The organism is Thermostichus sp. MS-CIW-30 (assembly GCF_054058015.1).
On the sequence record NZ_JBSRZW010000013.1, the window covers coordinates 1 to 24705 of the forward strand.

Consider the following 24705-nt stretch of genomic DNA (forward strand, 5'->3'; position numbering starts at 1 on the left):
CAGAAAGATCAACTGGTAGTAATCCGTACTGAACATATTATACATTATTTTCAGTATAGTTGAGCTTATTATTGACTAGAGTCATGCTCTCTCCCGGTGGTCTCTATGCTGAAATCGCTGCCTGCTCGCCCATTGTCCTGCTTTCTTGTAGCCGGCCTGCTGTTGGCAGGGGGCGTTGCGTTTTTGGCCCCCCGTTGGTTCCCGGCTCTGGCCAACGAACAGGCTGTTCCTGAGGCCGAACTGGCGCTTCGGCCCCTCTTGCCTCCGGGATCCCGGATCCTCAGCTCGCGGCGATTGAGCGACACAGAAGCGGAAATTTGGGTGGAGTCTCGGGGGGGAACCAGCCCTGTGATCATGCGGCTGAATGCTGCAGGGACTTGGGAACAGGATATGAGCGCCACCTTGGCCCGCGGAGCCAGCCAGATGCAAGCTCTCGCCCGGCAACAAACGGTGAACTTGCCTGCCGGCTTTGGCCAGACCGCCCCCGATCAACCCCCGCCGCCGGTGCCCTCCCTTCTGCAGGCTACCCAAGCTGCCTCTAGCCTGATCCCGCCAGTGGATCGAGAGCAGGAAACCCAGCGGGCCTTGAGTGGGGCTGGCCGTGTGGATCCCTTTGTGCCCCAGAACATTCGCGCTCCTGAACCGCAGATTGTCCTGCCGCCCCTGCCTCCACCTCCGGTTTTGCCCCCTCCTGGCGACGGCAATGGAGCGCCTGTAGCAGTGGCCACCCCGATCCCAACGCCTACCCCCGACCCGGCTGCCTTTGCCCGCAGTGTACAGGTTTCCGGGATGATACAGATCGGCGGCGAGTCCTTTGCTCTGGTTTCTGGCCCAGGTGTCATTCCCGCTGTGGTGCAGGCCGGGCAAAACTACCAAACCGCCAAGGTGGCCGGAGTATCGGTGCCAGAGCGACGGGTTGTGCTCTCGGAAGGGGGAGAAACGGTCGTGAAGCAAATGGAAGACACCAGCGTGATTGTAGGTGCGCCCTAGCTTCAGCAGCAGCAAGACACCGACGGTAGAACGGGCTTATTCCAAGTAGCAGCCAACTAGCAGTAAAACAGTTGGCTGGCTTGATTCCCAACTCCCCCTTCCAGAGGGGCCGGGGGCAAGGGTCAGAGGCTACTTGAACGGGCTCGGAACAACCCTAGTTGGAAGATAGGAGTTGCCAGATCTCCAGATCCCGAGATCTTGGCGGCAAGGCCGAGAAGACTTCAAAAGCGGGGTTCGCTGCTGAGGCGGGAGGGCTGCTGTTTTAGGTAGCGCAAAAACTCCCGCAGCTCGGCGTCGCTGAGTTGGTGGCGAGATTTCTTCTGAAAGCGACGTTCCAAAAACTCTTGTCCTTCCTTGCGGCCCCAGCCAATGCGCTGCATCTCCACATCCGTTTGGGCAATGATGTCCGATAGGTCATCCCCATAGGCCGCCGGCTCACTTAGACCGGGCAGCTCTGGGGAACTTGGCTTTGCAGGGATCCCTATCGACTCGGGGGCTGGAGAAGCAGGGGAAGACTGAGCGTGTCCGTTGGCCAACTCAGGAGTTGGCAGATAAGGCACCCTGGCGGCAGCAGAATCCATGCCCAAACTCAAAGAGGAAGTGGGGCGACCAAATCCTGCGTGGTGGAGGGCGCGCTTCAAGGCAGCATCTTCCGCCTCTTCGACGGTGTTCGAGCCAGCCATGCCACTGCCCAAAACCGTGTTGTTCACCACCACCTGGGCTCTGACGATGTAGATCCCTTCTTCCACCCGCAACAGATCGGTGAGCAAGCTGCCCATGGGGTACCGCTCTCGAAAGTCTTGGATCATGTTGGCGTCAGAACCTGTTGCTGCTGAAGATCTGACTACAAGCTAGCCCGAAAGTTAACTTGGCATCCAGATCTCAATCCAATCCCACCCTCAATATCGACATTGAATTGATATAAAGCGAGAGATCTCAACAAGAGGGAGCTGTCCGAGCAGATAACATCCCGGCTGGTGAGGGTATGCTATGGCCAAGGAATCCAGTTATATTAAGCAAGCGTCAACCCACGTGGCTGGCTTGGAAAACCTGAATTATCAGCAGCTCAGCCTTGACTCTTAGCTCTATTGTCGGCGCCAAGACAGATGGGGGACTATGGCCAGCGATACCATCGGGGTCAGCTCAGCGAGTTTGGGACGGGCAGCCATTCGAGAGCGCAACTACGGCACTGCTTTGCAGTTGCTCCGGCGAGCTTATCGTGCGGATCCCAGCCCAGAGAATGCCCGTTGGCTGGCCACCGCCTACGAGGAGGCGGGTTACCTTCAATTGGCCGCTCTGTACCGAGAATTGGCCCAAGAGGGCAGGGAGACTCCCAAAGCGATTCAATTTCAGGCCCCCAAACCTCCCAGCACCCTTGAGGAGCTGAAGCAGCCATCTCCTGAACCGCCGGATCGCAAGACCATTCCCTTGCCGCAGCCGATCCCACGCCCAACCCCACCCGCATCTCCTCCGGATCAGCCAATTTGGGTTTACAAGCCCACCCCCATCGATCCCAAAAGCATCAGCCGCCAAGCGCCCCTTCGACCTCAAGCTGCAGAGCCTGCCCCTTCCCCTCAACCATCGGCGGAGAGGGACGACTATCTGCCGGTTCAGCACGCCCCGGATTTGAAAAACCCGCAGCAGGGATCCCCCTTTGTGCGGCGACTGAACCAACTGCATCGCCAGTTTAAGGATCAGCCCACAGCGGAACTGGCGCTACAACTGGCGGAAGCCTACGACGAGCAAAAGAACTTTAAAGAGGCCCAGCGCTACTACCGAGAGGTTTTGGATCTGGATGACTCTTGGCTGTTACGACCGATGGTGCAAGAGCGCCTAGAAGAGCTGCGGCAACTGCAGGAGCCAACAGCCGAACAGAATCCTTGGGCAGATCTCTCAGCCCAAAACTTGCTCAAGCTAGGAGAAAAGTTGGAACAGGAAGGGGAAGTGGCTCGTGCCGAGCAAGTTTACCGGCAGATCCTGAAAATGGATGCCACCCTGGATGTCCATGCTAAGGCTCGCAAGGGTCTAAACCGGCTCTATCCCGACGGAAAGCGGTGATTTGCAGGCCACTCCATTCCCCTCACTCGGCGCAATGGGGAAGCAGCTCACCCTTCCCGAGGATCGAGGGCGTCCCGCAAACCATCCCCCAGCAGGTTAAAGGATAGAGAGGTCAGCACCACCATCAAAGTGGGGGCCAGCACCAGCCAGGGCTGTAGGATGATCACCGAAGCGTTGGTGGCCAGCGAGAGCATGTTGCCCCAAGAGGCATCCGGCTGTTGGATCCCCAACCCGATGAGGCTCAGCACCGACTCTGCCGCAATGTAGCCGGGCACCGCCAAGGTTGCCGAGATCACCACATAAGTGGCTGTCTGGGGCAAAATATGCCGCACCAGCAGATACAGGGATCCCGCCCCGGCTACCCGCGCTGCCTGCACAAAGTCCCGCTCTCGCAAGGACAGCACCTGCCCACGAATCACCCTGGCTAGGCCCGCCCAACCCACAAAAGAGAGGATCACCACAATCACCAAGAAGCGCTCGGCATTGCTGAAAGGCACCCCGGTCAGCGGATTCACCTGCAACACCGCTGCCAGCGACACCAGCAGATACAGCGTCGGAATCGACATCAACACCTCGGCCAAGCGCATCAGGAGCGTATCCACCCAGCCCCCAAGGTAGCCGGATATGGCCCCCACCAGCAGACCAATGGGGAAAGAGATGCCAATGCCCACCAAGCCGATAAACAGGCTGACGCGCCCGCCATAGACCAAGCGACTGAAATAGTCCCGACCTTGATCATCTGTGCCCAGCAGGTGCAGCCGTGCCAGAGGTGGCTCTTCGCTGATTTGCGATCCCACTTGTCCTGCTTCTGCAACAGGCCGCAGCGGGACGGTGCCGAACAGATGCCGATTGGAGGGGATCAACCCCAACCAACGGTAGGGAGTACCGGCCACAAACAAGCGGATCCCGGCTGGACGGCTGGTATCCACCAAGAGCGGGCGTTCTCCCGTTTCCAGATCCACTGGCCCCTGGCGGGTTGGATAAACGTGGGGCCCAATCCAAGCGCCCGATTCATCCCAAAAGTGAATGGCGGTGGGCGGCAGAAGGGATCCCCCCGGTTGAGATTCCAGCGGGCTGTAGGGGGCAACAAACTCGGCAAAAATGGCGCAGGCGTAGAAAACAAGGAGAATGTAAGCTCCTACTTGGGCCCATCGGTTTTGGCGAAGCCGTTTCCACCACTGCATGAGGCAAAGATTCCAGTCGAGTCCAGTTGAACCAAATGCCAGCAGTGTAGCTGATCGTGTCTTGTTCCAGTTGCAGAGAGGGCTGCAAGGTGTCACCGATTCATGCTGGCAGGACGAGTCCCTTCCCCAGTCCAAGACAAGCTCAGCCTGCCAAGGAATAGCTGGGGCTGTAGAGGGCCGTCATCTCCATCCGCACCGCAGCAATCGTCTGGGGCAGCACCCCCACCAGCCGTGCCAAAATGTCATCGGGCAATTGGCTAACCAAATCCGCAGAGAAAAATTCCTCTAAGCTAAAGAGCAAAACCCGCGCCCGCTGGGCCGGCAAAGGATTGTCGGTGATTTGCTGCAGCCAACGCATCCAGTGCAGCCGCTTGGCATAGGCATTTTGCCGCTCTTGGTGGTCTTGCGGATGCAGCAAAACCACATCCCCAATGGGGACAACGCCGCCGGACTCCACATCCAATGGCCCCCCAACAGCAGCACCCGGCCCGGCAAACTCAGCATGAAACGTCTTGCAGATGATCAGGGCGTTGTGCCGCTGGGGATCCACCATCAGCAATTGCCCACTGCTGAGGGTTCGAATCAGCTGGCCAGGCTCAACTCGCTGAACCAGACTACGGCTGGGGGGAAGCTCGCTCATAGATCTCAGGATATCTCAACCTTCCCTTGCCTCACATGGTATCTTTAACTTTCTCAGAGCTGCTTGACGCAATCTTCATACTGAGCCCTCTATCGAGACTTTGCATGAGACTTTGCATGGTGAGCATGCCTCTAACCCCCAAAACCCTGAACTTTGCTGAATTTACTGAGCTTTAGGCGGTTTGGCAAAAGTCATTGAGAGGGATATAGTAGACCAAGTTTCCCCCTGATCCTTGAGTCCACCGCAACGGTTGCCGGGAAGTGAAGGGGGAAAGCGCTCGGGGGGTATTCCTCAGGGCTTTGCGGGATACCGCCTTCCTGTTTGGACTCCGTCCCGCTGACGCGAACAGAGATAGGCAGGATGCGATCGCTTCTTTCCTGAACCATGTTCAGGAGAGTTCAGCGTGAATGTATCAGTATTGCCAGAGGGTCTTCTTCAGGCTGCCGCTGGGCTGAGGCTGATCTTGCCGGTAACATGGATTCTGGTGTCTCCAGCTTGGCAGCGGCCAATGCGACGGGCGTAGGGGTAGCCGGCACTGTGCAGCTCTTGCAAGAGGTCTGAGGTGTAGCCGGGATCCACCGCCACCAGCAAGCCCCCGCTGGTTTGGGGATCTGCCAGCAGCAGTTGCTGCCACTCGGGCAGGGATTCTGCCTGTACCCCCTCATAGCCCTGCCAATTGCGACGAGCCGCCCCTGGGAAGATCCCCGCCTCTGCCAGCGAGAGCGCTTCTGCCAAAAACGGAATGGAAGCCAGATCCAAACTGGCCCCCACCCCCGAGCCGCGACAGACTTCCAGCAAGTGTCCCACCAGGCCAAACCCTGTTACATCCGTCATGGCGTGAACTTGCGGTCGCTGGGCCAGTTGCGAGCCGATGCGATTCAGCTGGGTCATCACCTGCAAAACTTCCGCGTAGCCTGCCGCACTGAGCTGACCCTTTTTCAGAGCGGTGGTCATCACCCCGATCCCCAGCGGCTTGGTCAGGATCAGATCGTCCCCGGCTTGGGCCGTGGCATTGCGGCGAATGTGGTGTGGATGGGCCAAACCTGCTGCCACCAAGCCGAAGATGGGCTCCGGCGAATCGATGGAGTGCCCCCCTGCCAAAGGGATCCCGGCTTCTTGGCAAACCTGGATCCCTCCGGCCATGATCCCTTGGATGGCCTGCATCGGCAGGGTATTGACCGGCATGCCCAAAACTGCCAAAGCCAGAATGGGAGTGCCCCCCATCGCGTAGACATCGGAAAGGGCATTGGTCGCCGCGATCCGACCAAAATCCACCGGCTCATCCACAATCGGCATGAAGAAGTCGGTGGTCAAAATTAGGGCTTGGTGGTCGCTTATTTGATAGACAGCCGCATCATCGCTGGTTTCAGCTCCCACCAACAAAGCCGGATTTGGGGATAGCAGGGGCACATCCTTAAGAATTTGTTGCAGCAGGGCCGGGGCAATTTTACAGCCGCAGCCACCGCCGTGGGAGTACTGGGTGAGGCGAATGGGAGCATCCATAGGTTCAAGAAAAGGGAAAAAACATCAGCTGACTTTACTGTAGCGGCATCTGCAGGCAGTCGAGAAATGGACACGCTGAGTTAAGGTTAAAGGGATCCCACTATCCATAGCGTTGCCATGTCTTTTGTTCCTTTGCATCTCCACAGCGAATACAGCCTCTTGGATGGCGCCAGCCAATTGCCGCGTCTGATCGAGCAGGTGGTGGCTATGGGTTTGCCGGGGCTGGCCCTGACGGATCACGGTGTCATGTATGGGGCGTTAGAGCTGGTGAAACTGTGTAAAAGCAAAGGGATTACTCCAATCATCGGCAATGAAATGTATGTAATCAACGGCGATATCCGCGACAAAAGCCGCAAGTACCCCAAGTATCACCAAGTGGTTCTGGCCAAAAATACCCAGGGCTACAAAAACTTAGTGAAGCTAACCACCATTTCCCATCTACATGGCATTCAAGGGAAAGGGATTTTCTCTCGCCCCTGCATCAACAAAGAGTATTTGGTGCAATACAAAGAAGGGCTGATCGTCACCAGCGGCTGCTTGGCAGGAGAAGTGCCTCAAGCTATTTTGCAGCGGCGGCCAGAAATTGCCCGTGAAGTTGCCGCTTGGTACCAAGAGCAGTTTGGGGATGATTATTACATCGAGATTCAGGATCACGGCTATCAAGAAGATCGCTTTGTCAATGTGCAGTTGGTGCGCATCGCCCGCGAATTGGGGATCCCGATCATCCTCACCAACGATAGCCATTTTATTTCCTGCTGGGATGTAGAGGCCCACGATGCGCTGCTCTGCATTCAAACAGGCAAATCCCTTACTGAAAAAAATCGCCTTCGCTACACCGGAACCGAATACCTGAAAAGCCCAGAAGAGATGCGCCGTCTCTGCCGTGACCATTTGGAACAGGAGGTGATTGACGAGGCCATCGCCAACACCCTGAAGGTGCTGGAAAAGATCGAGGGCTATGAGCTATTTGGGGAAATGCGCATGCCCGACTACCCGGTTCCACCGGGCCATTCTGCCGATAGCTATCTCACAGAATTGGCCTGGCAGGGGCTGGCGAAGCGCTGCGGTGTTGCTCAGCCGGATCAGATCCCCCAAAACTACCAGGAGCGCCTGCGCTTTGAGCTGAACATCATCCAACAAAAGGGCTTCTCCAGCTATTTCCTGGTGGTCTGGGACTACGTTCGCTATGCCCGCGAGCAGGGGATCCCGGTGGGGCCGGGGCGAGGCTCGGCAGCAGGATCCCTGGTGGCCTATGCCCTACAAATTACCAACATTGACCCGGTTAAATACGGCCTACTGTTTGAGCGATTTCTCAATCCAGAACGTCAATCGATGCCGGATATCGATACGGATTTTTGCATCGAGCGGCGGGGAGAGCTGATCGACTATGTGACCCGCAAATACGGCCAAGAGCGAGTCGCCCAGATCATCACCTTTAACCGCATGACCTCTAAAGCCATTCTCAAAGATGTCGGTCGAGTCTTAGACATTCCCTACTCAGAAGCCGACAAAATGGCGAAATTGATCCCGGTATCCCGAGGCAAGCCCGCAAAATTGGAAGAGATGATTGGCGAGGATACTCCCGCTCCAGAGTTCAAAGAAAAATACGAGAAAGACCCAACCACCCACCGCTGGATCGAGCTGGCACGTTTGTTGGAGGGCACCAACAAAACCTTCGGGGTTCACGCTGCCGGTGTGGTGATTGCTAAGGATCCCTTAGATGAGATCGTGCCTCTGCAGTACAACAATGAAGGCCAAATTATCACCCAGTACTCGATGGAAGATATCGAGTCTTTGGGCTTGCTGAAGATGGACTTTTTGGGTCTGCGCAACCTGACGATGATTCAGCGGGCAGTGGAACTGATCCGAGAACACAATGGCGTCAATATAGATCTGGATAACCTACCCCTAGACGACAAGAAAACCTACCAGCTTTTGGAAAAGGGAGAGCTGGAAGGGATCTTCCAACTGGAATCTTCTGGCATGAAGCAGGTGGTGCGGGAGCTCAAACCTTCCAACCTGGAAGATATTTCTTCAGTATTGGCCTTGTACCGGCCAGGCCCATTGGATACGGGAATGATCCCCGACTTTATCGATCGCAAGCACGGTCGCAAACCGGTAACCTATGCCCACGAACTCCTCAAGCCCATTCTTCAGGATACCTACGGAGCCATCCTCTACCAGGAACAGATCATGCGCATTGCCCAAGACATGGCCGGATACACCTTAGGCCAAGCCGATCTGCTGCGGCGAGCGATGGGGAAAAAGAAAGTCTCCGAGATGGAGAAACACCGCGAGCAATTTGTGCAGGGGGCAGCCAAGCGGGGTGTAAGCCAAGAAGTTGCCACAGAATTGTTTGATCAAATGGTTGCTTTTGCCGAGTATTGCTTCAATAAATCGCATTCTACTGCCTATGGGTTGATTACTTTTCAAACAGCTTACCTCAAGGCCAATTACCCAACGGAATATATGGCAGCCTTGCTCTCTTCTGTGGGGGGAGATCAGGACAAGGTACAGCGCTACATTACCTATTGCTTGTCAATTGGGATCCAAATTCAGCCGCCGGATATCAACCGTTCTGGAATGGACTTTACTCCCCAGGGATCCAGCATTTTGTTTGGTCTGGGGGCAGTGAAGAATGTAGGGGAGGGGGCCATTCAAAACATTTTGGCTGCCCGTCAAGCTGATGGCCCCTTCACCTCTCTGGCGGATTTTTGCCAGCGGGTGGATCTGCGCATTGTTAACCGTCGTGCCCTGGAGGCCCTGATTTGTGCGGGCGCTTTTGATTGTATTTCTGGAAATCGTAAACAACTAATTGCCGATTTGGATCCCATCCTCAGTTGGGCAGCGCAGCGAGCCAAGTCCAAAGCCATCGGCCAAGCCAGCTTGTTCGATCTATTGGGGAGCAATAGCAGCGCCGGCAATGGATTTGTGGAGGCTCCGCGTGGGCCGGCTACTGAAGATTTTCCACCTCAGGAAAAGTTGAGGCTAGAACGGGAGCTGCTGGGGTTTTATGTCTCGGATCATCCGCTGCGGCGCATTCAGGAGCAAGCGCGACTGCTGGCCCCTGTAAACCTAGCTGACTTGGGCGGCTGCGCAGCCGATGCCTCTGTGGGCGTTCTCGCCCTGGTGACTGCCATTAAAAATGTCACAACCAAGAAAGGGGATCGCATGGCCATTTTGCAACTGGAAGATCTCACCGGCAGTTGTGAAGCGGTGATCTTTCCCAAAACCTACGAACGTTTGCGCGGTTGCCTGGAGGTGGATCAACGGCTGTGGGTCTGGGCCAAAGTGGATCAGCGGGATGAACAGGTGCAACTGATTGTGGAAGATTTGCAACCGATTGAATCTGTTAGCTGGGTAACGGTGGAGATCCCTCTCGACTCTGCCGGGACACTGGAGGATCGATACCGTTTACAGACGCTAATCGCTCGCCAACGCTCGGAAATTAAAGAAGAAAATCGCATTCCTGTCGTGGCTGCCATCACCGCCCATCCCCATACCCTTTGGGTGAGAATGGGATCCCAATTTTGGGTTAACAATGCCCAAGCCGCCGTTGAAGCCCTGCGTCAAGCCGGCTACACCGCCCGCAGCGAATCGCTGCTCTCTCCATAGGCATGGCAGAGAAAGCTCCGGCAGCAGCAGGAGAAATTCAACGGAGCTGTTTCTCAAGCCAAGCCCGCAACTGGCTCACCGTCAGCCGAGGGGAAGGACGTGGCAAAGGTCGCTCGGGATCCCCTGCCAGGGTGAGCACGGGAACTTCCAGTTGGTATTGCTCCCACCAACTCGGGTTGGAGGTGATGTCGCGGACTTCCAGATCACGGATTTCGGGGATCTGCCGCAACTTCTCCACCAAGCTCTCGCAGAGGTGGCAGCCGGGTTTGCTGTAGAGAATCAGCGCAGGCCAAGGGGATGGCATAGCGGATCCCTAGCGGGTGACGGTGCAGGCCAGCCGACGGTGTTGTAGGGAAGGCATCTGCCGCCTGACCAACTGGAAACGCTCTGGGTTAATTTCAGCAATGGCCACCCCCGGTTTTTCGCCACCCGCATCCGCCAAGATAGTCCCCCAGGGGTCCACGATCATGGCGTGGCCATGACATTGCCGCCGCTCGTAGTGGGTGCCCACCTGGGCGGGGGCTATCACGTAACAGGTGTTCTCAATGGCCCGGCATTGCAGCAAAACCTGCCAGTGATCCCGACCCGTGTAGGCCGTGAAGGCGGCAGGGATGAGCAAAATCTGGGCTCCGCGATCCACCAGGGATCGGTACAGCTCTGGAAAGCGTACGTCGTAGCAGACCGACAAACCGAGGTTCCCCAGTTGCTCTTGTTCGCAGGTGACCACCTCATCTCCGCTGACCACCGTGTTCGACTCGCGGTAGGTATTGCCGTCGGGCAGATTGACATCGAACAGGTGGATTTTGCGATAGCGGGCCAGCTCTTTGCCGTCAGGGCTGTAGAGGGCAGCGGTATTGTAAACTTTGCCCTGCCCGTCCGGCACAGGATACCCTCCTCCCAAAATAAATACTTGGTAACGCTGGGCCATCTTGGCCAAAAACTCCTCCGCCCGCTCCGCAATCTCAGGAGCAAGGCGGGCTTTCTCGGCTTCCGGCCCCATGAAGGCAAAGTTTTCTGGTAGCGTCACCAGCTCGCATCCCTGGCGCACTGCAAAGTCGATCCACTCTTCCGCCTGCTGCAAGTTGCTGGCCAGATCGGGAATGCTGGTCATTTGAATGGCGGCTGCCAGATAAGAGCGCATAGACGGAAACTCCAAAGGATGCTAAAGGGGATCCGGCCGGCTAGCCGACCAGATGCCACCAGCCGAAGGCAGGCCCTACAAATCGGATCACCACCCAAATGATGGCCAGGAGAATGATGCCTGCCCAAGCGCCACGGGTTGTCCAATTGTAGATGGCGCGAGCTTGCCCTTTGGTGAGGGGAATATCCTTGAGGTTGGGAAACACCAGCTCTTGGTCGGGATCTTGGCTGATGCGGGTTTTACGGCGCTTCGCTTCGCCCATGGGGTGGCCTCCAAGTTCTTCGCTGGGGTGGCGACTTTTATCTTAAGGTTTTCTGTCTGGGTCACAAGACTGGGTGGATATCAATCTGCATAATAATCGCCTATTTACGCCATCAGGCCACGCCAATCCATGGGCCTGCCGATGCTTTCCCTAGCCGGAAATCCACAAAGGGGATCCCTGGTGCTCTTGGGGACGATTGCCATCCTCTTCGGTAATGGCCACAGCCCGCACCCATTCTGTAGATTCAAACACCGGCGGTAGGCGCAGCTCCTGTTGGCGATTTCCTGTTTCATCCACCGGAAAAGCTGCCACGAGAACGGCCCCCGCCCTATCGGTGGTAAAGGGCGCCTCCGGTTCCAGCACCACCCACAGGGCATAGACCCGGCCTTCCGGCAAAGGCGGCAACCCTTGGGCCACCAATCGCCCTTGCAGGCGCTGGGGATCCACCTCAAGCTTGACCGAGCCGGCCAGGTTCTCCGCAGTCGGCTGCAATTCATAGGTCAACACCTCGCCAGGGATCCCTTGAGTCTGGGCTAGCTGCAGCCTGCGCCACAGGTAGAGGTTCCCCAGCCCCAAAGCGACGATCAAGCCTGCGGCCACCGCCCCCAAGCCCCGTTGCCAGAGACGGGATCCCTTGGCAATCCAGGCGGGGGTGCGCATCGGTTGGGCTGCCTGCTCCGCATGTGCCTGCAACAGAGAAGCCCGCAGGGCGGGGGGAGGTTGCTTTTCCTCCACGCCGTAGGCTGTCTCCAACGCCCGTTGCAACGCTTGCAGTTCTCGGTGCAGCTCCGGGCGCAGCTTGAGCAAGGCTTCCAGCCGCTCGGCCTCTTCCGGGGAGAGATCCCCCAGCACATAGCCTGCCAGCCACAGTTGCAGTTCTTCGGGAGACACAGATTCGGCTTTCATGAGGGGCCTCCCAACAACTCGCGCAGCCGCAGCAGAGCCCGCCGAGCTCTGGCTTTGACCGTTCCCAAAGGCAGATCCAGTTGCTTGGCAATTTCCGTTTGGCTCATGCCTTCGTAATAGGCCATCTTTAAGACTTGCCGTTGACTTTCGGACAACTCGGCCAAGGCCGTTTGCACCTCGGCCACCCGTTCCGCTTGGGCCAACTGCTCCAAGGTGGGATCCGCAGCAGGACTACCCTGCAATTCCACTCTGCCCTGTTCCAGGGAGCGCTGTCGATTCCGCCAAGAGCGCAGCCGATCCAAACAGCGAGAGCGAGCCAAGATGCTCAGGTAGGTGCGCAGGGATCCCCGTCTGGGATCAAAGGAGCATGACTCTAGTCAATAATAAGCTCAACTATACTGAAAATAATGTATAATATGTTCAGTACGGATTACTACCAGTTGATCTTTCTGTTTACTTTCGAGTCTGCCAACATGGTAGCCAAAGCAAAGCAGAAAATTGGTAGTAAGACGACACGGAAACTGCGCTTTGGGTATTCCACTCAAAGCTTTGCGGAATACCGCCATTCTGTTTGGAAACAAACAGAATGCTATCGCTGCATAGTTGAACAGTGATGTTCAGCAGTGTTCAGCGTAAATGTATCAGGAACGAGCCAAGTTCAAAAAAATATCCTGGGTGAGATCTTCGGCTTCGGCAGTACTGCCCAGCATTTTGCAGGCAATTCCGTACACCAAGCCGGCGTGTCGGTCGTAGAGAATGGCCAGAGCTTGTGACCGGCCTGCTTTTAGGGCTGCAAACACCTCTGCATCGGTTTTTTCCTGCAGGGATTCCTCAGCTTTGTCGCCCTCGATCTTCATGAGCGGGAAGAGGAAACGGGATGGAAGAGAGAGAGAAACTGCAGAGGCACAAGCATCGCCCAGAGTAATCCAAGCAGGGCAGCGGCTCTCATAATTTATCGTCTGCATAGGCGAAGGTCAACCCTGACTTGTGGGGAAATAGAAGGCCCAATCCTGAGCTGGGATCGGGCCGGGTCAAGGATCAACAGCAGCAACGATCTCAAAACGATTCCAACAATTGGTTCCAAATCAATGAATCCAAAACATTGATTAATGTTGATTAACCTTGATTTAGATAGGCAAATGGGAATCGGCTTTCCTAGAGGGCGGCCAAGCCAAAGAACGGCCCACCCGGCAGGGTGCCCAGGGATGTGGCCCGACCGGTGTTGAGGTCAATTCGATACAAGGTGGAGCCGCCGATGGCAAAGCCGGTATCCACTCCATCAGCAGTACGGATGTCAAACCCACCCATAGGGCCGAAGTTCACCCCCAGAGGGCCAATGGGCACCTGAACCCCATCGTTGGGGGGATTCTGCAACACCAGCAGGTTCCGTTGCCCGTCGATGTTCAGCAGCCGCGTGGATTGGGCACCCGCCACATTGTTGGTGTAGGCGGCGGCGGTGATGGCCGGCTGGGATCCCTGTAGTTCCATTGGGCCAAAGGCCAAAGGTCTATCTTGGATCACTTCGCCCGTATCCACATTGATGCGGAAGTTCTGGCCATTGGCTCCCACCAAGCGCAGCCGATCCGGAACAGGGTTGAAATCCATGCCAGAAAGCGTGCCCGCGGTGAAGGGAACCGACAGAGTGCTGGCCACGGTAGCGACACCGGTCTGCAAGTTGATGGTGTAAAGGATGCTGGTGTCGGTCAGCCCGTAAAGCAGCCGGTTGGCAGGGCGCACATCGATACCAATGAGGTTGCCGTTCACTCCTGTTACCGTCAGGGATCCCTGCACAAAGGCATCGGCAGAGCGGATAAAGGTGAGGCGATTGCCGCTGCTCAAAGCCACCAAATCCGCTTGGGAAGGCATCATCGAAGACGAAGTGCTGCTGCCACAGCCCAAGAGAGCAAAACTGCCGGCTATCACAGATGCTGCTACAAAGCTTGTGTGTTTGTGCATTGAACAGGCTCCTCAAAAGATCGACAAACCATCAAAACCACTGACAGACAAGCCCCCCTAAACCACAGAGCCTGTGGCTGCAAAGCGCTGCAGTGAAAACTTTTTTGCCCTCAACCCAGAGAACTCTGCGATTCCCTCTGCCTTGTACTGAAGGCAGTTGTTCTCCGCGATGTCAGCGCGTGGGGCGCGTCTGTAGAAATTACTCAACTCCTGGAAACTCGGATGCGTGGGATCCAAGCTTTTTGGCCCAGACTTTAACTGGAAGCGCTGGTGTAAAAGCGCAGGGCAAAGCGCCAGAAGAGATGGGATCCCCACAACAGCCCTGCCGCCAGCAGAGCGGATCCCAGCAGCCACGGCCATTGGGCTCGCCCCAGCAGGGTCTCCGCCGGGATGGTGGTCAGGAAAGCCACCGGCACGACGAAGGTGAAAAACACGCGGTAGGCCACCGGATAGGCCACTATCGGAAATCGTCCTGCCTCTACTAGGCCCCGCAGCACCTCGGTGACGTTGTAGATTTTGACAAACCAAATGCTGGTGGCTCCCAACATAAACCAGAGGCTGTAGAGGATGATCAGCCCCAGCAGCAGAGGCAGCAGCCCCAGAGCATAGGCCCAAGCAGGCAAATGGAGCTGGATCCCGGCGTAGAGAATCAGCAACAGGCCAAAGCCGATATCCACCAGGCCCCAGGGGGAAAACACCCTGGCCGACAGCCAAAACTGGCTGCTTATTGGCTTTAGCAAAACAAAATCCAAGGTGCCTTCCTGCACCTGCTGCACAATGCGATTGAGGTTGACGTTAAAGAGACTGGCCGACACCCCCTGCAGAATGGTGAACACCCCCAACACGATGAGGGCTTCCGGCCAACTCCAACCGCCCAGCCGGTGCCCCTGCTGGTAAAACAACGACAGCCCAAACAGAGCGGATCCCAAGCCACCCAGACTGCTGAGGCTGGCAAAGAAAAAATTGGCACGGTACTCCATTTCTGCCGCGATTGAGGTGCTCCAAAACAGCCACAATATCCGCAAATAGCGCAGCACCTTGGTTTTCTCCAATCTCAGCTTTTATCCCACTTGCGGTAACAGCGGGCGGTAATGAAATAGGGGTGAAACACCTCCAAAAAACAGCTTTGCAGCACCTGAAAGAATTGCTCTACCTTTTGCGGGTCGTCCAGGTGAAAAGGAAACTCGCCGTTAAACCCCTTGAAAAAGTACCAGTTGATCAAAAGCTTACCTGACGGCTTGAGCCAGTCGTAAAACTGCCGCAACTGCGCTGCCGGATCCGCCAGATGTTCCACCACATCGAAGCAGATGACCGTGTCAAAAAAGATCTCTTCTGGGAAGTTTTCTGGACAGTGGATGCGCTCGGTTAAGCCCAGCTTTTCCGCCCGCCATTGCACAAACTGCCGATGGATGGGGTTGATATCCCAGAAGATCACCTGATCCACCGCTGCGCAGAGGGCCGCCCCGATAGCATGGGTGCCGATGCCGCCGCCAAAATCCAACACCAACCCGCGGGCATGATCCGCCACCAGGCGTAAGGTATCGCCGATGTAGTCGGTGCTGCTCAGGTGCCAAGCCGCCAAATCCAGCAGATAGGCGGATCTCACCTGATCCCGATAAAACGCATCTGCCCGATCCCAGCCAAAGTCTCGCCGGCCCAACTCCGCCAATTGCTGCTGCCCTGCCCGCAGTTTCTCCCGCAGATCGGCAGCCCCAAGGCCCAGGAAGGATCCCAGATGGGCTTCTAGGTCAAAGGCATTTTGCCAGTAGCCGCTCAGAGCAGGTGGGATGGGGAGCACAGGAGGATTCAGAAGACTGGTTGGGTTGGCTTAGGCAACAGTGAAATCCTCTTCCTCTGGCTGAGCCAGGTTTTCCGGGTTCGGCTCCGTGTCTTTATTAAAATCAAAATTAAAATCAAATGTGGATGGGGATGTAGAGCTAGCAGCATCCAGAGGCTGCAATAACTTGGCTAGGGTTTCCGGGCTGAGTCGATCCGTTGTCTCCACAATTGCTGTTACGTTCGGCCCAAACCTTATCTTATCTAGGAGCTGAAGGCGATGGGACAAAACCCGTTTTCCGTTGACGAATAGGCCATTGGTGCTGGGCCTGGATCCCGGACTGCCATCGAATACCATGTAGCTGTACTGCAGGGATCCCTGTGCAGTTGGCCCTGAACCTGGGATGCGGATGAGGGAAGCGTGTTTCCGAGAGACGCAGGGATCGTAAAGGCGAATATGATTGTCTTTAGACCGTCCCACTGAGTAATAGATACTATCCAGAACAACCCCCCTCTGCCCCAATCGATCCCTGAAGATCAAGACCCAGTGAACAGGGACAGGCTGAGTACTGCAGCGAGCAGAAGAGGCCATGATGAATCAAGCTGCACCTAGAGTCGCTGGTGTCAACAAAAGGGAAACTCAATAAAGGTGGGTAGTCACTTAGCTCTTAAAGGCCAAAGCAGCAGCTGCTTTCCCCATTATAAGTAGCCATCCCCCTGAGTCCAAAAGCCCAAGTTCAGCTAGGAGTAGGGGCGTTGCCGAAACAGAAACCGGCCCAGAAAACCCATTCTTATTGGTCTAAGATGCATCCAGAGTTACCCCGTTTTGGGGAAGAACCCTGAGAGCTCAACTCTCGGCAGGCTGGCGAGCAGTCTAGCATGCCCAAAGTCTTTTAGACTAGAGCGCAGGGAGGTAGGTTGCAGGTTTGGCTTGGACAGGAGATCATAGAGTTTCGTCGAAACCCAAAGCTCCCATTGACAGCGTGACGGTGGAACACAAGCACATTCAGTTAGACAGTCGGCCCGTTGGCCTGAACACAGCCACCGGTACCATCAAAGCCCAGTTGGACTTGCTACTGCTGGGGTTGGAGTCCCTGAGCGGAGAAAGTTCCGAAGCGGTTCTGGCCGCAGCCAAAGCCCTCAACTTGGAAGAGCAGATTGGCGACCGGGTGACCCTCTGGCGACTGCGCAATGCTAACCCCTTGCGCCGCAGCAGCGGTGGGCGCAAAAAGGTCGATATCGAAGAGGCCCGCGCCCTGGTGATGGTGATTGCCTATCTGGCTGCTCAGCAACAAGCCCGTATCCGCAGCACCTTGGAGCAACTGGAAGCCGCTGTCGATCAAGAGCTCAGCCCCTTCCGTCAGCCGCTGGTGGGAGATTACTTGGATGAATTCCTCTCTCACTACCGCAGCCGCATGGTGGATGGGGACGTGCGCGATGAGAATAGCCTCACCGAGCTGGCCCTGCGCATCTTGATTGAGCTGATGTTCTACAGTAGCCCGAAAGGCGCTCAGCGCCTGTGGAAAGCCTTGCTCAGCCGTCCTGAGATGGATTTGCCTGCCGGCAGCGATCTGGAGGAAGAGGGGGTAGCCCACAGCTCCGGCCCCGATACCTCACCCTCTTCTTGAGGCAGGTTCGTCAATTATCACCTCTGTTATCGCCTCTGTAGCCCTCTACCCGTGTTGTTTGCCCGCAGTTGCCATGCCCAACCTTACCCTGGTTAGCCACACCTATCAACAGCCCACTTCTACGCTGACTGTACGGGGAGAAGCCCCTGCCGATTCCAATTCTTCAGACTCCTCTGCAACGCCGCCGCTGCAAGCCATCCAGCGCAGCTTCGAGTGTCAGTTGGAAATCCGCCAGGGAGAGACAGTCAAAACTTTACACGGCGATAACGTTTGGCTCAACGATTTGATCACCGTAATCGACCGCTACGTGGGATCCCACTTGAGTGGGGAACCCAAGGGAACCTTCAGCGGTACCGTGGCCATCCGTCCGCTTGATTTTATTTTTCATCGTCTCACGGTGCGCCAAGGGGAAGATCGCATCGCGCAGGTGGATTTGTCGATGACGCAGTTGTACGACCTGCTGGAGAACCTCTCCCAGGTGGCGGATGACATTCCCCAACTGGCCAATCTGGGAACTCCGGTGACGCGGGCTTGGTATCGACAGCCCACCGGAATCGCGGCCCTGCTGGTGGGAGGGATCGCAGTTGTGGCCGGTGTTGGGATCTGGGCCAGCCGCACCCCCAGGGATCCCGCAGTTTCCCCTTCCCCGCAAGAGCGGCTCACCACCCCTGCCTTGACGGGTCAATCGCAGCCTTTGGCCACATCCCTCCAAGAATCTGACCCAACAGCGGGAAGAGAGGCAGCAGGGGCGGATCCCCTTTCCCGTCTGCGAGACATTTTGGCAGAGCAGTGGCAGTCTCCCCCCGATTGGCCAGAGAGCTTGGTCTACCGGGTAACGGTGGATAGGACGGGATCCCTGCTGGCTGCCGAGCCGGAGAATGAGCTTGCCCGAGAGCGCCGAGCCGAAACCCCATTTGCCGACCTGCCGGAGCTACCGCCGGATCCCTTGCCAACAGGCGCACAACAGTTCCGCGTCAGCCTAGAGCCGGGCAACCAGGTGGAAGTAACCCAGGACAGGTAGGCATCTTGACAGGCCAAGCTGGGGTGGGTCAGCACTATAGTCTACCTAGGGATGTTATCGATAGTCACTTCAGGTTAGGGTGAGACCCGTGGGCCACTGAGAACAGCTCCCTGGCCCCCTGCGTTCAACGTTTTAGGTGTTGGGTGCATTGTCCCAGTTTGAATCGAAATAACCCTACTTTCAGGGCCGGGGGATTAGAGGAAGCGATCTGACCCTGGAGGATTAAGCCGGAAAGAGAGAGACCATCCAGTTCAGACAGCCAAGGCTGCCGCCAATGCCGAGGCGCAAAGGCTCTACTGATCGCATCTGAAGGGTTTAATCGGCTTCAGACAGCTAGGGCAATGAGGAAAGAGGATAAAGTGGAAGAGTTCCCTCTATATCGGATCGCTGCCATTCCATGACTGCAACCATCGAAGTGCCCCAGCGCGGCTTACCTGTCACCATCATCACAGGCTTTTTGGGCAGTGGAAAAACCACCCTTCTCAACCACATCCTCAACAACCGGAAAGGGATGCGCACAGCGGTGCTGGTCAACGAATTCGGCGAGATCAGCATCGATGCGGAGCTGATCGTCTCCAGCGAAGAAGACTTGGTGGAGCTGAACAACGGCTGCATCTGCTGCACCATCCGGGACGACATCGCCGAGAGTGTTTTGCGGCTGATGGAACGCTCTGACCACATCGACTACTTGGTGGTGGAGACTACGGGATTGGCGGATCCCTTGCCGGTGGCCCTCACCTTTTTGGGGCCAGAATTGCGAGATCTGACGCGGCTAGACTCGATTATCACCCTGGTAGATGCCACCAACTTTGCCCCCGATCTGTTCAACAGCAACGTGGCCTACAGCCAAATTGCCTATGGGGATGTGATTCTCCTCAACAAAATCGATTTGGTCGAGGAAGCCGAGATCGAGCGTCTGGAAAAACGCATCCGCGAGATCAAAGAAGATGCCCGCATTTTGCGCACCGTCAACAGCGCAGTTCCCCTGGAGCTAATCTTGGATACCGATTTGTTTCAGGCCAGTTCCTTGCCCCAAGAAGAAGCCCATGATCACGACAGTCACGACCACCATGACCATGAGCACGATCATGACCACCACCACTCCCATCACAGCCACATCGAGGCTGACGGCTTTAACTCCCTAGCCTTTGAGAGCGATCAGCCCTTCTCTTTGGATGCTTTCCAAAATTTTCTCAACGAGTTGCCCGATGCAGTCTTTCGTGCCAAAGGGGTGTTGTGGTTCGAGGAAAGCCCAGAGCGACATATCTTTCACCTCAGCGGTCGGCGCTATACCCTCAGCAGCGATGAGTGGCCTCGCCAGCCCAAAAACCAGTTGGTGCTCATCGGTCAGCGCCTCGATACAGCCCAGCTGCGGAAAAAACTCCAAGCCTGTCTTGCCCGCCCGGCCACGTGGGGTCAAGGGTTTGGTCGCTGAATCAGGACTTGGCGGCAGTCCAGGCTAAAGAAAGTCGGGCTACATTCCAGCACCCTCGATCATAAACCCCTGAGGTGATGGCGCACCCTCCATGTCCGACATCTTCGTGATGATCCGCAACCAGGCCAACAACGCGCTCACCTCCATCGATGGGATCCCTTTTCTCAGTTTCCTGGAGCGAGAGGGGCAGTTGATTGCAGAAGAAACCATTGAGTTGATCTATGCGGACGCTGGATTTGATGACCTGCCGATTGGAGAATACACTGTGGGGGTACGGCATGAACGGGTGGAACCCCCGAAAGCCACCTGCCCGGTCAGTATTACCTCTGAGGACGAGGTTGTTTTGGTAACATTTGTTTACCTTGAGCCCGAGCGGGTTCTGCTGACTATTCACGTCTCTGTGGAGAAGAGGTTGTAGCCATGACTGTCAAGGTCATCCCATCGCGCTCGATCAAAGCCTTTCGCTATCGGGTGTTTTGTTTGGGACAGGATCTCTGGAATGCCCGGGATCCGATTAGCCGTGCCAACCTTGCTCTACAACTGGCGGATGCCGCTACGACTTTGGCCCGAATGGAAGTCCAAGCCGCTCAGCCCTTCAGCTCAAGCCCTTCCTATTCCCTGCCGGAAGCTGGCCATAGGTAGCCATCGATCCAGCCGGGAATCGAGGCCAGACGCAAGGGATCCCGCCTACTCCCACTCGATGGTGCCAGGGGGCTTGGAGGTGATGTCGTAAACCACGCGGTTGATGCCGGGCACCTCGTTGACGATGCGGTTGGAAATGGTGGCCAAGAGATCGTAGGGAACCCGCGCCCAATCGGCGGTCATACCGTCTTCGCTGGTAACCAGTCGCACCACCACCGGGCAGGCATAGGTGCGCTTGTCCCCCATCACCCCCACCGACCGCACTTCCGGCAGCAGCACGGCAAAGGCTTGCCAAAGTTTGGGATAGTAGCCGGAGCGGTTGATCTCCTGCCGCACGATCATGTCCGCTTCTCGCAGGGTTTCCAGCCGTTCTTTGGTGACTTCGCCCACAATGCGGATGGCCAGCCCCGGCCCGGGAAAAGGATGGCGGCCAACAATTTCTTCCGGCAGCCCCAAAGAGCGGGCCAGTTGCCGCACCTCGTCTTTGAAGAGCTTGCGCAAAGGCTCCACCAGCTTAAAGCGCAGATTTTCGGGCAAGCCGCCGACATTGTGATGGCTTTTGATCTTGACGGCAATGCGTTCTCCAGTAACCGGATCCACATGGGTATTGGCAGACTCGATCACGTCTGGGTAGAGAGTGCCTTGGGCTAAGTACTCAAAAGGACCCAGCCGCTGGGATTCTTCCTCAAACACGCGAATAAACTCTGCCCCAATTCGTTTGCGTTTTTCTTCGGGATCGGTAACCCCCTGCAACTGCCGGAGAAACCGCTCCTGGCCATCCACGTAGTGGACGGGAATGTGAAATTGCTCTTGGAAAAGGCGCAGCAGCCGCTGGGGCTCTTCCTTGCGCATAAACCCTTGGTCGATGAACACGCAGGTGAGCTGGTCGCCGATGGCCTTGTGCAGCAGAAAAGCCAAAGTAGAGCTGTCTACCCCCCCCGAGAGGGCCAACAGCACCTTCTTATTGCCCACACGGGCACGTACCTCTCGAATGGCTTCCTCCAGAAAAGCTGCCGTTGTCCAGGTGGGCTCGCAACCGCAGATGTGATAGACAAAGTTGCGGATGAGAAAGGCGCCAGCCTCTGAGTGGGCCACCTCCGGATGAAATTGCACCCCGTAGAGACGACGCCTTGGATCGGCAATGGCGGCACAGGGGGTGTTGTCGGTAGAGGCCAAGGTGTGAAAGCCCGGCGGCAGTTCGGTAACCGAATCCCCGTGGCTCATCCACATGATGCTGTTTTCCGGCAGGTTGGTGAGCAGGTCGGTGGGATCCAAAATGTGCAGAGCGGCACGGCCATATTCCCCCTTCTGGGCTGCCTCCACCTTGCCCCCCAACTGTTGCACCATGAGTTGCATGCCGTAGCACACCCCCAGAACCGGGATCCCCAGGTTCCAAATCTCAGAGTCACACACCGGAGCGGCTGGCTCATACACCGAGTTGGGGCCCCCGGAGAGGATAATGCCCTGCGGTTGCAGTTGCCGCAGTTGCTCAGCAGTGGTGCGATAGGAAAGGATTTCCGAATAGACGTGGGTTTCGCGAATGCGGCGGGCAATCAGCTCAGAGTACTGGGATCCAAAATCGAGAATGACGATCATCTGGCGCTGCACTTCGAGGGGGGAAAGGCCGGAACTGGGAGGAGATGCAGAAGGGATCACAAAACCTGGCACAGTGCACAATAAAAAAGCCGGTCCAAGAGACTAGCTTGGCTATGGATACGATGGATACGAAAGAAACATTAAGGGCTCTTCCATGGTAACAGGGGTGGAGAGCTTGCACGCGGCTGCCTGCTCTAAAAAGCCTCTGTCAGGCTTGCCGAGAAAACAGCGCTTCTCGGAGGAGTCTCGCCGAAAAACCGCCTGATGAGCCCCTGAAAAAGCTGGCCACCGGCTGGGCATGACTCCCGCCAACAACGCAATACAGAAGCCAGATGACCTAGCAAAGTTAAGACTTATGATCGTGAAGGAGCGCTCCAGGCCGGTGGGGGTATTGGTAGGGATCCGCAGTGCCATTTTTTTATGTCGATTGTTGCCGAGTCCTTTCAAACCTATCTGCGCCGCCGCCGTCGTCTTCTAGCCCGCCGTCTCAAGCGACAGCAGGGCTGGGTCGTGGTTTTGGCTCTGCTGGCTTTGTACTTGCTCAGTTGGGATGCGCTGGGCGAAGATGGGTCACTATCGCACCTGTGGAGGGGACAACCCCTGTGGCTGGTGTTGATCCCGCTGTTGGGGGGAGGGCTGTACAGCTTGGGCGCCGGGGTGATCTGGATGCTGCGCCAGCGCTGGTCTGCCCAGCTGTTGGCCGAGATGATCAGCTTGCCCCACTTGGCTTTGGCTGCCCTGATCTGGCTGGGGTTAGCCGTTTGGGGAGAGCACCTTTCGCCTTTCCTGTTGCGACAAAAAAACCAATTGTTGGCGGGCCTGTTGATCAGTTGGCTGTTGGCCCAGGGGTGGAGTTTTTTTCAGACAGGTTGGGTAGTAGAGGCTGGGCAACTGTGGGCCGACTATCTGCAGGAGCTGCGCGGTTCTGTATTACAGCCCTGCTACCAGCGCCTGGAAGCCTGTCGTCGCTCGCTTCATCTTTACCACGCCATTTGGCAAGACCTGCAACTGGAAGAACTGGAGGCCCAGCACCTGATTCAACTGTTGTCTGAGTCGTTGCTGCCGCTGACCCTGCCGCTTAAGGTCTATGCTCAGCGGGTTCACCATTGCTGTCAGCAGTTGGCAGCCCTGCTGGCGCAAATGCAGGAGCGGGTAGAGCGGTTGGAGCAGGTGCTTTTGAATGTAGAGCTGGAGTTGGCCTCTCATCAGTTGCTTCAGGCTCAGCCGCAGCCGATTAACTTGCTGGCGGAAGATTGGGCCAGCTGTCAGGAGCTGGATTTGCAGGAGTTGGTTTGCTTAAACCAAGAGCTGCTGGGCACCGACCGTTCTTTGCAGGGCTTGACCCAAGAGCTGAAAGGCTGGGCCGACAGAGCCATCCCCGCTGGATTGAAACTGGGATCCCTGGGATGAAGAAGGCTGACGCTTCTTCCTCTGAGCCCCCACAGCTCAAGACGCTGTGGGAAAGCTGGCTGGCGGAGCTGGGTTGGCAGCCTTCTGAACAGCAGCAGCAACAACTGCAACAGCTCTATCCGCTGGTGATGGCCGGAAACCGAACCCAGAACCTGACCCGCATCACCGATCCCATCGACTTTTGGGAGAAACACCTGTGGGATTCGCTGCGGGGCCTACGCCTGCTGGGATCCTGGGAGGCAATCCAAGCTCAGCCCTGGCGGGGGATCGACATCGGCACCGGGGCAGGGTTTCCAGGGATCCCGGCCCAAATTGCCCTGCCCCAAACCCGCTTTACCCTGCTGGACAGCACCCAACGCAAGATTGCCTTTGTACAGGACACCTTGCAAAGGCTCTCCCTCACCCAAGCGCGGGCAGTGGCTCAGCGGGCCGAAATCTGGGGACAAATCCGGCAGGAACGGGGCAGCTATGATGTCGCTCTGGCCAGGGCCCTGGCCTCGGCGGAGATCTGCGCCGAGTATTGTCTGCCACTGCTCAAGGTGGGGGGACGCGCCATCCTCTATCGCGGCCATTGGACCGAGGCAGAAGCCCAAACTTTGGAGCGGGCCCTCAAGATCCTGGGCGGAAAACTGATCCATGTAGAAGCCTTCACCACACCCCACAGCCGTGGGGTGCGCCACTGCCTACTGCTGGAGAAAGTAGCCCCCACGCCGCCTCCTTATCCCCGCTCTCCCGGCACTCCCAAACGCCAACCCTTGGGCCAAAGTAATCGCCCATGAAGGTTAGGATCCTGAGTTTCCATCTTGCTACAAAAGTTCTCCCAATTCTCGGACAAAAAGCTGGAAGGATGGCTTTGCAAATGCCATTGGGAAGACTAAGATGTGGTTGGCATGAGGTTCGGATTGAGCGAATGGTTTAACCAGGTGAGCCTCCGAACTGAAC

24 protein-coding genes and 2 pseudogenes are annotated in these 24705 nt (G+C 56.7%); 11 read left to right on the forward strand and 15 right to left on the reverse strand.

Annotated features, from left to right (window positions below):
• Positions 1-105: 105 nt before the first annotated feature.
• Complete coding sequence (locus tag ACVWXW_RS07295) at positions 106-990, forward strand: hypothetical protein (protein WP_414329850.1); 885 nt, start codon at positions 106-108, stop codon at positions 988-990.
• A 221-nt stretch (positions 991-1211) separates the two neighbouring features.
• On the opposite strand, the gene ACVWXW_RS07300 is transcribed toward ACVWXW_RS07295, so the two are convergent.
• Positions 1212-1799 (reverse strand): hypothetical protein, encoded by a 588-nt coding sequence (locus ACVWXW_RS07300; RefSeq protein WP_414329849.1) that lies wholly within the window; start codon positions 1797-1799, stop codon positions 1212-1214.
• 307 nt (positions 1800-2106) lie between these two features.
• Between ACVWXW_RS07300 and ACVWXW_RS07305 the strand changes: the two genes are divergently transcribed.
• Positions 2107-3048, forward strand: coding sequence for a hypothetical protein (locus ACVWXW_RS07305; protein WP_457403375.1), 942 nt, complete (start codon positions 2107-2109; stop codon positions 3046-3048).
• Between the two features lie 47 nt (positions 3049-3095).
• On the opposite strand, the gene ACVWXW_RS07310 is transcribed toward ACVWXW_RS07305, so the two are convergent.
• From ACVWXW_RS07310 to selD, 3 genes are all read right to left on the reverse strand, one after another.
• On the reverse strand, positions 3096-4232 hold the full coding sequence (locus ACVWXW_RS07310) for an ABC transporter permease (RefSeq protein WP_457403376.1): 1137 nt from the start codon (positions 4230-4232) through the stop codon (positions 3096-3098).
• Between the two features lie 142 nt (positions 4233-4374).
• The gene (locus tag ACVWXW_RS07315) at positions 4375-4872 is read right to left on the reverse strand and encodes a hypothetical protein (RefSeq protein ID WP_414381897.1); all 498 of its coding nucleotides are present in this window, start codon (positions 4870-4872) and stop codon (positions 4375-4377) included.
• A 435-nt stretch (positions 4873-5307) separates the two neighbouring features.
• Positions 5308-6375 carry a selenide, water dikinase SelD gene (gene selD, locus ACVWXW_RS07320; RefSeq protein ID WP_457403377.1) on the reverse strand — a complete coding sequence of 356 codons (1068 nt, stop codon included), beginning with the start codon at positions 6373-6375 and terminating at the stop codon, positions 5308-5310.
• A 117-nt stretch (positions 6376-6492) separates the two neighbouring features.
• On the opposite strand from selD, the gene ACVWXW_RS07325 reads away from it, so the two are divergent.
• A complete protein-coding gene (locus tag ACVWXW_RS07325; RefSeq protein ID WP_457403379.1) occupies positions 6493-9990 on the forward strand; it encodes a DNA polymerase III subunit alpha in 3498 nt (1165 codons plus the stop codon).
• Positions 9991-10027: 37 nt separating this feature from the next.
• Here the strand turns inward: ACVWXW_RS07325 and ACVWXW_RS07330 are convergent, their stop codons facing one another.
• The 5 genes and pseudogenes from ACVWXW_RS07330 to ACVWXW_RS07350 form a co-directional block, all read right to left on the reverse strand.
• Complete coding sequence (locus tag ACVWXW_RS07330; RefSeq protein ID WP_457403380.1) at positions 10028-10294, reverse strand: glutaredoxin family protein; 267 nt, start codon at positions 10292-10294, stop codon at positions 10028-10030.
• A 9-nt stretch (positions 10295-10303) separates the two neighbouring features.
• On the reverse strand, positions 10304-11131 hold the full coding sequence (locus ACVWXW_RS07335; protein ID WP_011432809.1) for a carbon-nitrogen hydrolase family protein: 828 nt from the start codon (positions 11129-11131) through the stop codon (positions 10304-10306).
• A 40-nt stretch (positions 11132-11171) separates the two neighbouring features.
• Positions 11172-11393 (reverse strand): DUF2839 domain-containing protein, encoded by a 222-nt coding sequence (locus ACVWXW_RS07340; RefSeq protein ID WP_414329235.1) that lies wholly within the window; start codon positions 11391-11393, stop codon positions 11172-11174.
• A 150-nt stretch (positions 11394-11543) separates the two neighbouring features.
• A complete protein-coding gene (locus ACVWXW_RS07345) occupies positions 11544-12299 on the reverse strand; it encodes an anti-sigma factor domain-containing protein (RefSeq protein ID WP_414421818.1) in 756 nt (251 codons plus the stop codon).
• Positions 12296-12676, reverse strand: a pseudogene (locus tag ACVWXW_RS07350) (sigma-70 family RNA polymerase sigma factor); the annotation flags it as partial. The pseudogene ACVWXW_RS07350 and the gene ACVWXW_RS07345, both read right to left, overlap by 4 nt.
• 42 nt (positions 12677-12718) lie before the next feature.
• Between ACVWXW_RS07350 and ACVWXW_RS07355 the strand changes: the two are divergent.
• Positions 12719-12902: pseudogene (locus ACVWXW_RS07355) on the forward strand (hypothetical protein); the annotation flags it as partial.
• A gap of 38 nt (positions 12903-12940) precedes the next feature.
• On the opposite strand, the gene ACVWXW_RS07360 reads toward ACVWXW_RS07355, so the two are convergent.
• The 5 genes from ACVWXW_RS07360 to ACVWXW_RS07380 form a co-directional block, all read right to left on the reverse strand.
• Positions 12941-13156, reverse strand: coding sequence for a sigma factor (locus ACVWXW_RS07360; protein WP_457403381.1), 216 nt, complete (start codon positions 13154-13156; stop codon positions 12941-12943).
• A gap of 298 nt (positions 13157-13454) precedes the next feature.
• Positions 13455-14168 carry a DUF4394 domain-containing protein gene (locus tag ACVWXW_RS07365; RefSeq protein WP_457394078.1) on the reverse strand — a complete coding sequence of 238 codons (714 nt, stop codon included), beginning with the start codon at positions 14166-14168 and terminating at the stop codon, positions 13455-13457.
• Positions 14169-14509: 341 nt separating this feature from the next.
• Positions 14510-15292 (reverse strand): ABC transporter permease, encoded by a 783-nt coding sequence (locus ACVWXW_RS07370; RefSeq protein ID WP_414349888.1) that lies wholly within the window; start codon positions 15290-15292, stop codon positions 14510-14512.
• A 17-nt stretch (positions 15293-15309) separates the two neighbouring features.
• Entirely contained in the window at positions 15310-16053 is a 744-nt protein-coding gene (locus ACVWXW_RS07375; RefSeq protein WP_457403382.1) for a class I SAM-dependent methyltransferase, read from the reverse strand.
• A gap of 30 nt (positions 16054-16083) precedes the next feature.
• Positions 16084-16623, reverse strand: a complete 540-nt coding sequence (locus ACVWXW_RS07380; RefSeq protein WP_457403383.1) for an FHA domain-containing protein — start codon at positions 16621-16623, stop codon at positions 16084-16086.
• A gap of 391 nt (positions 16624-17014) precedes the next feature.
• On the opposite strand from ACVWXW_RS07380, the gene ACVWXW_RS07385 reads away from it, so the two are divergent.
• From ACVWXW_RS07385 to ACVWXW_RS07405, 5 genes are all read left to right on the forward strand, one after another.
• The gene (locus ACVWXW_RS07385) at positions 17015-17659 is read left to right on the forward strand and encodes a DUF3038 domain-containing protein (RefSeq protein ID WP_414341745.1); all 645 of its coding nucleotides are present in this window, start codon (positions 17015-17017) and stop codon (positions 17657-17659) included.
• Positions 17660-17732: 73 nt separating this feature from the next.
• The gene (locus tag ACVWXW_RS07390) at positions 17733-18680 is read left to right on the forward strand and encodes a DUF4335 domain-containing protein (RefSeq protein ID WP_457403385.1); all 948 of its coding nucleotides are present in this window, start codon (positions 17733-17735) and stop codon (positions 18678-18680) included.
• A 397-nt stretch (positions 18681-19077) separates the two neighbouring features.
• Entirely contained in the window at positions 19078-20115 is a 1038-nt protein-coding gene (locus ACVWXW_RS07395; protein WP_457394070.1) for a CobW family GTP-binding protein, read from the forward strand.
• Between the two features lie 91 nt (positions 20116-20206).
• Positions 20207-20533 carry a hypothetical protein gene (locus ACVWXW_RS07400; RefSeq protein WP_414329244.1) on the forward strand — a complete coding sequence of 109 codons (327 nt, stop codon included), beginning with the start codon at positions 20207-20209 and terminating at the stop codon, positions 20531-20533.
• A 2-nt stretch (positions 20534-20535) separates the two neighbouring features.
• Positions 20536-20757, forward strand: coding sequence for a hypothetical protein (locus tag ACVWXW_RS07405; RefSeq protein ID WP_011432797.1), 222 nt, complete (start codon positions 20536-20538; stop codon positions 20755-20757).
• A gap of 45 nt (positions 20758-20802) precedes the next feature.
• Here the strand turns inward: ACVWXW_RS07405 and guaA are convergent, their stop codons facing one another.
• Positions 20803-22353, reverse strand: coding sequence for a glutamine-hydrolyzing GMP synthase (gene guaA, locus ACVWXW_RS07410; RefSeq protein WP_457403415.1), 1551 nt, complete (start codon positions 22351-22353; stop codon positions 20803-20805).
• A gap of 420 nt (positions 22354-22773) precedes the next feature.
• Between guaA and ACVWXW_RS07415 the strand changes: the two genes are divergently transcribed.
• The gene (locus ACVWXW_RS07415; RefSeq protein ID WP_457403387.1) at positions 22774-23763 is read left to right on the forward strand and encodes a hypothetical protein; all 990 of its coding nucleotides are present in this window, start codon (positions 22774-22776) and stop codon (positions 23761-23763) included.
• Positions 23760-24542, forward strand: a complete 783-nt coding sequence (rsmG, locus tag ACVWXW_RS07420; protein ID WP_457403388.1) for a 16S rRNA (guanine(527)-N(7))-methyltransferase RsmG — start codon at positions 23760-23762, stop codon at positions 24540-24542. The genes ACVWXW_RS07415 and rsmG overlap by 4 nt, the downstream gene beginning before the upstream one ends.
• Positions 24543-24705: the final 163 nt, after the last annotated feature.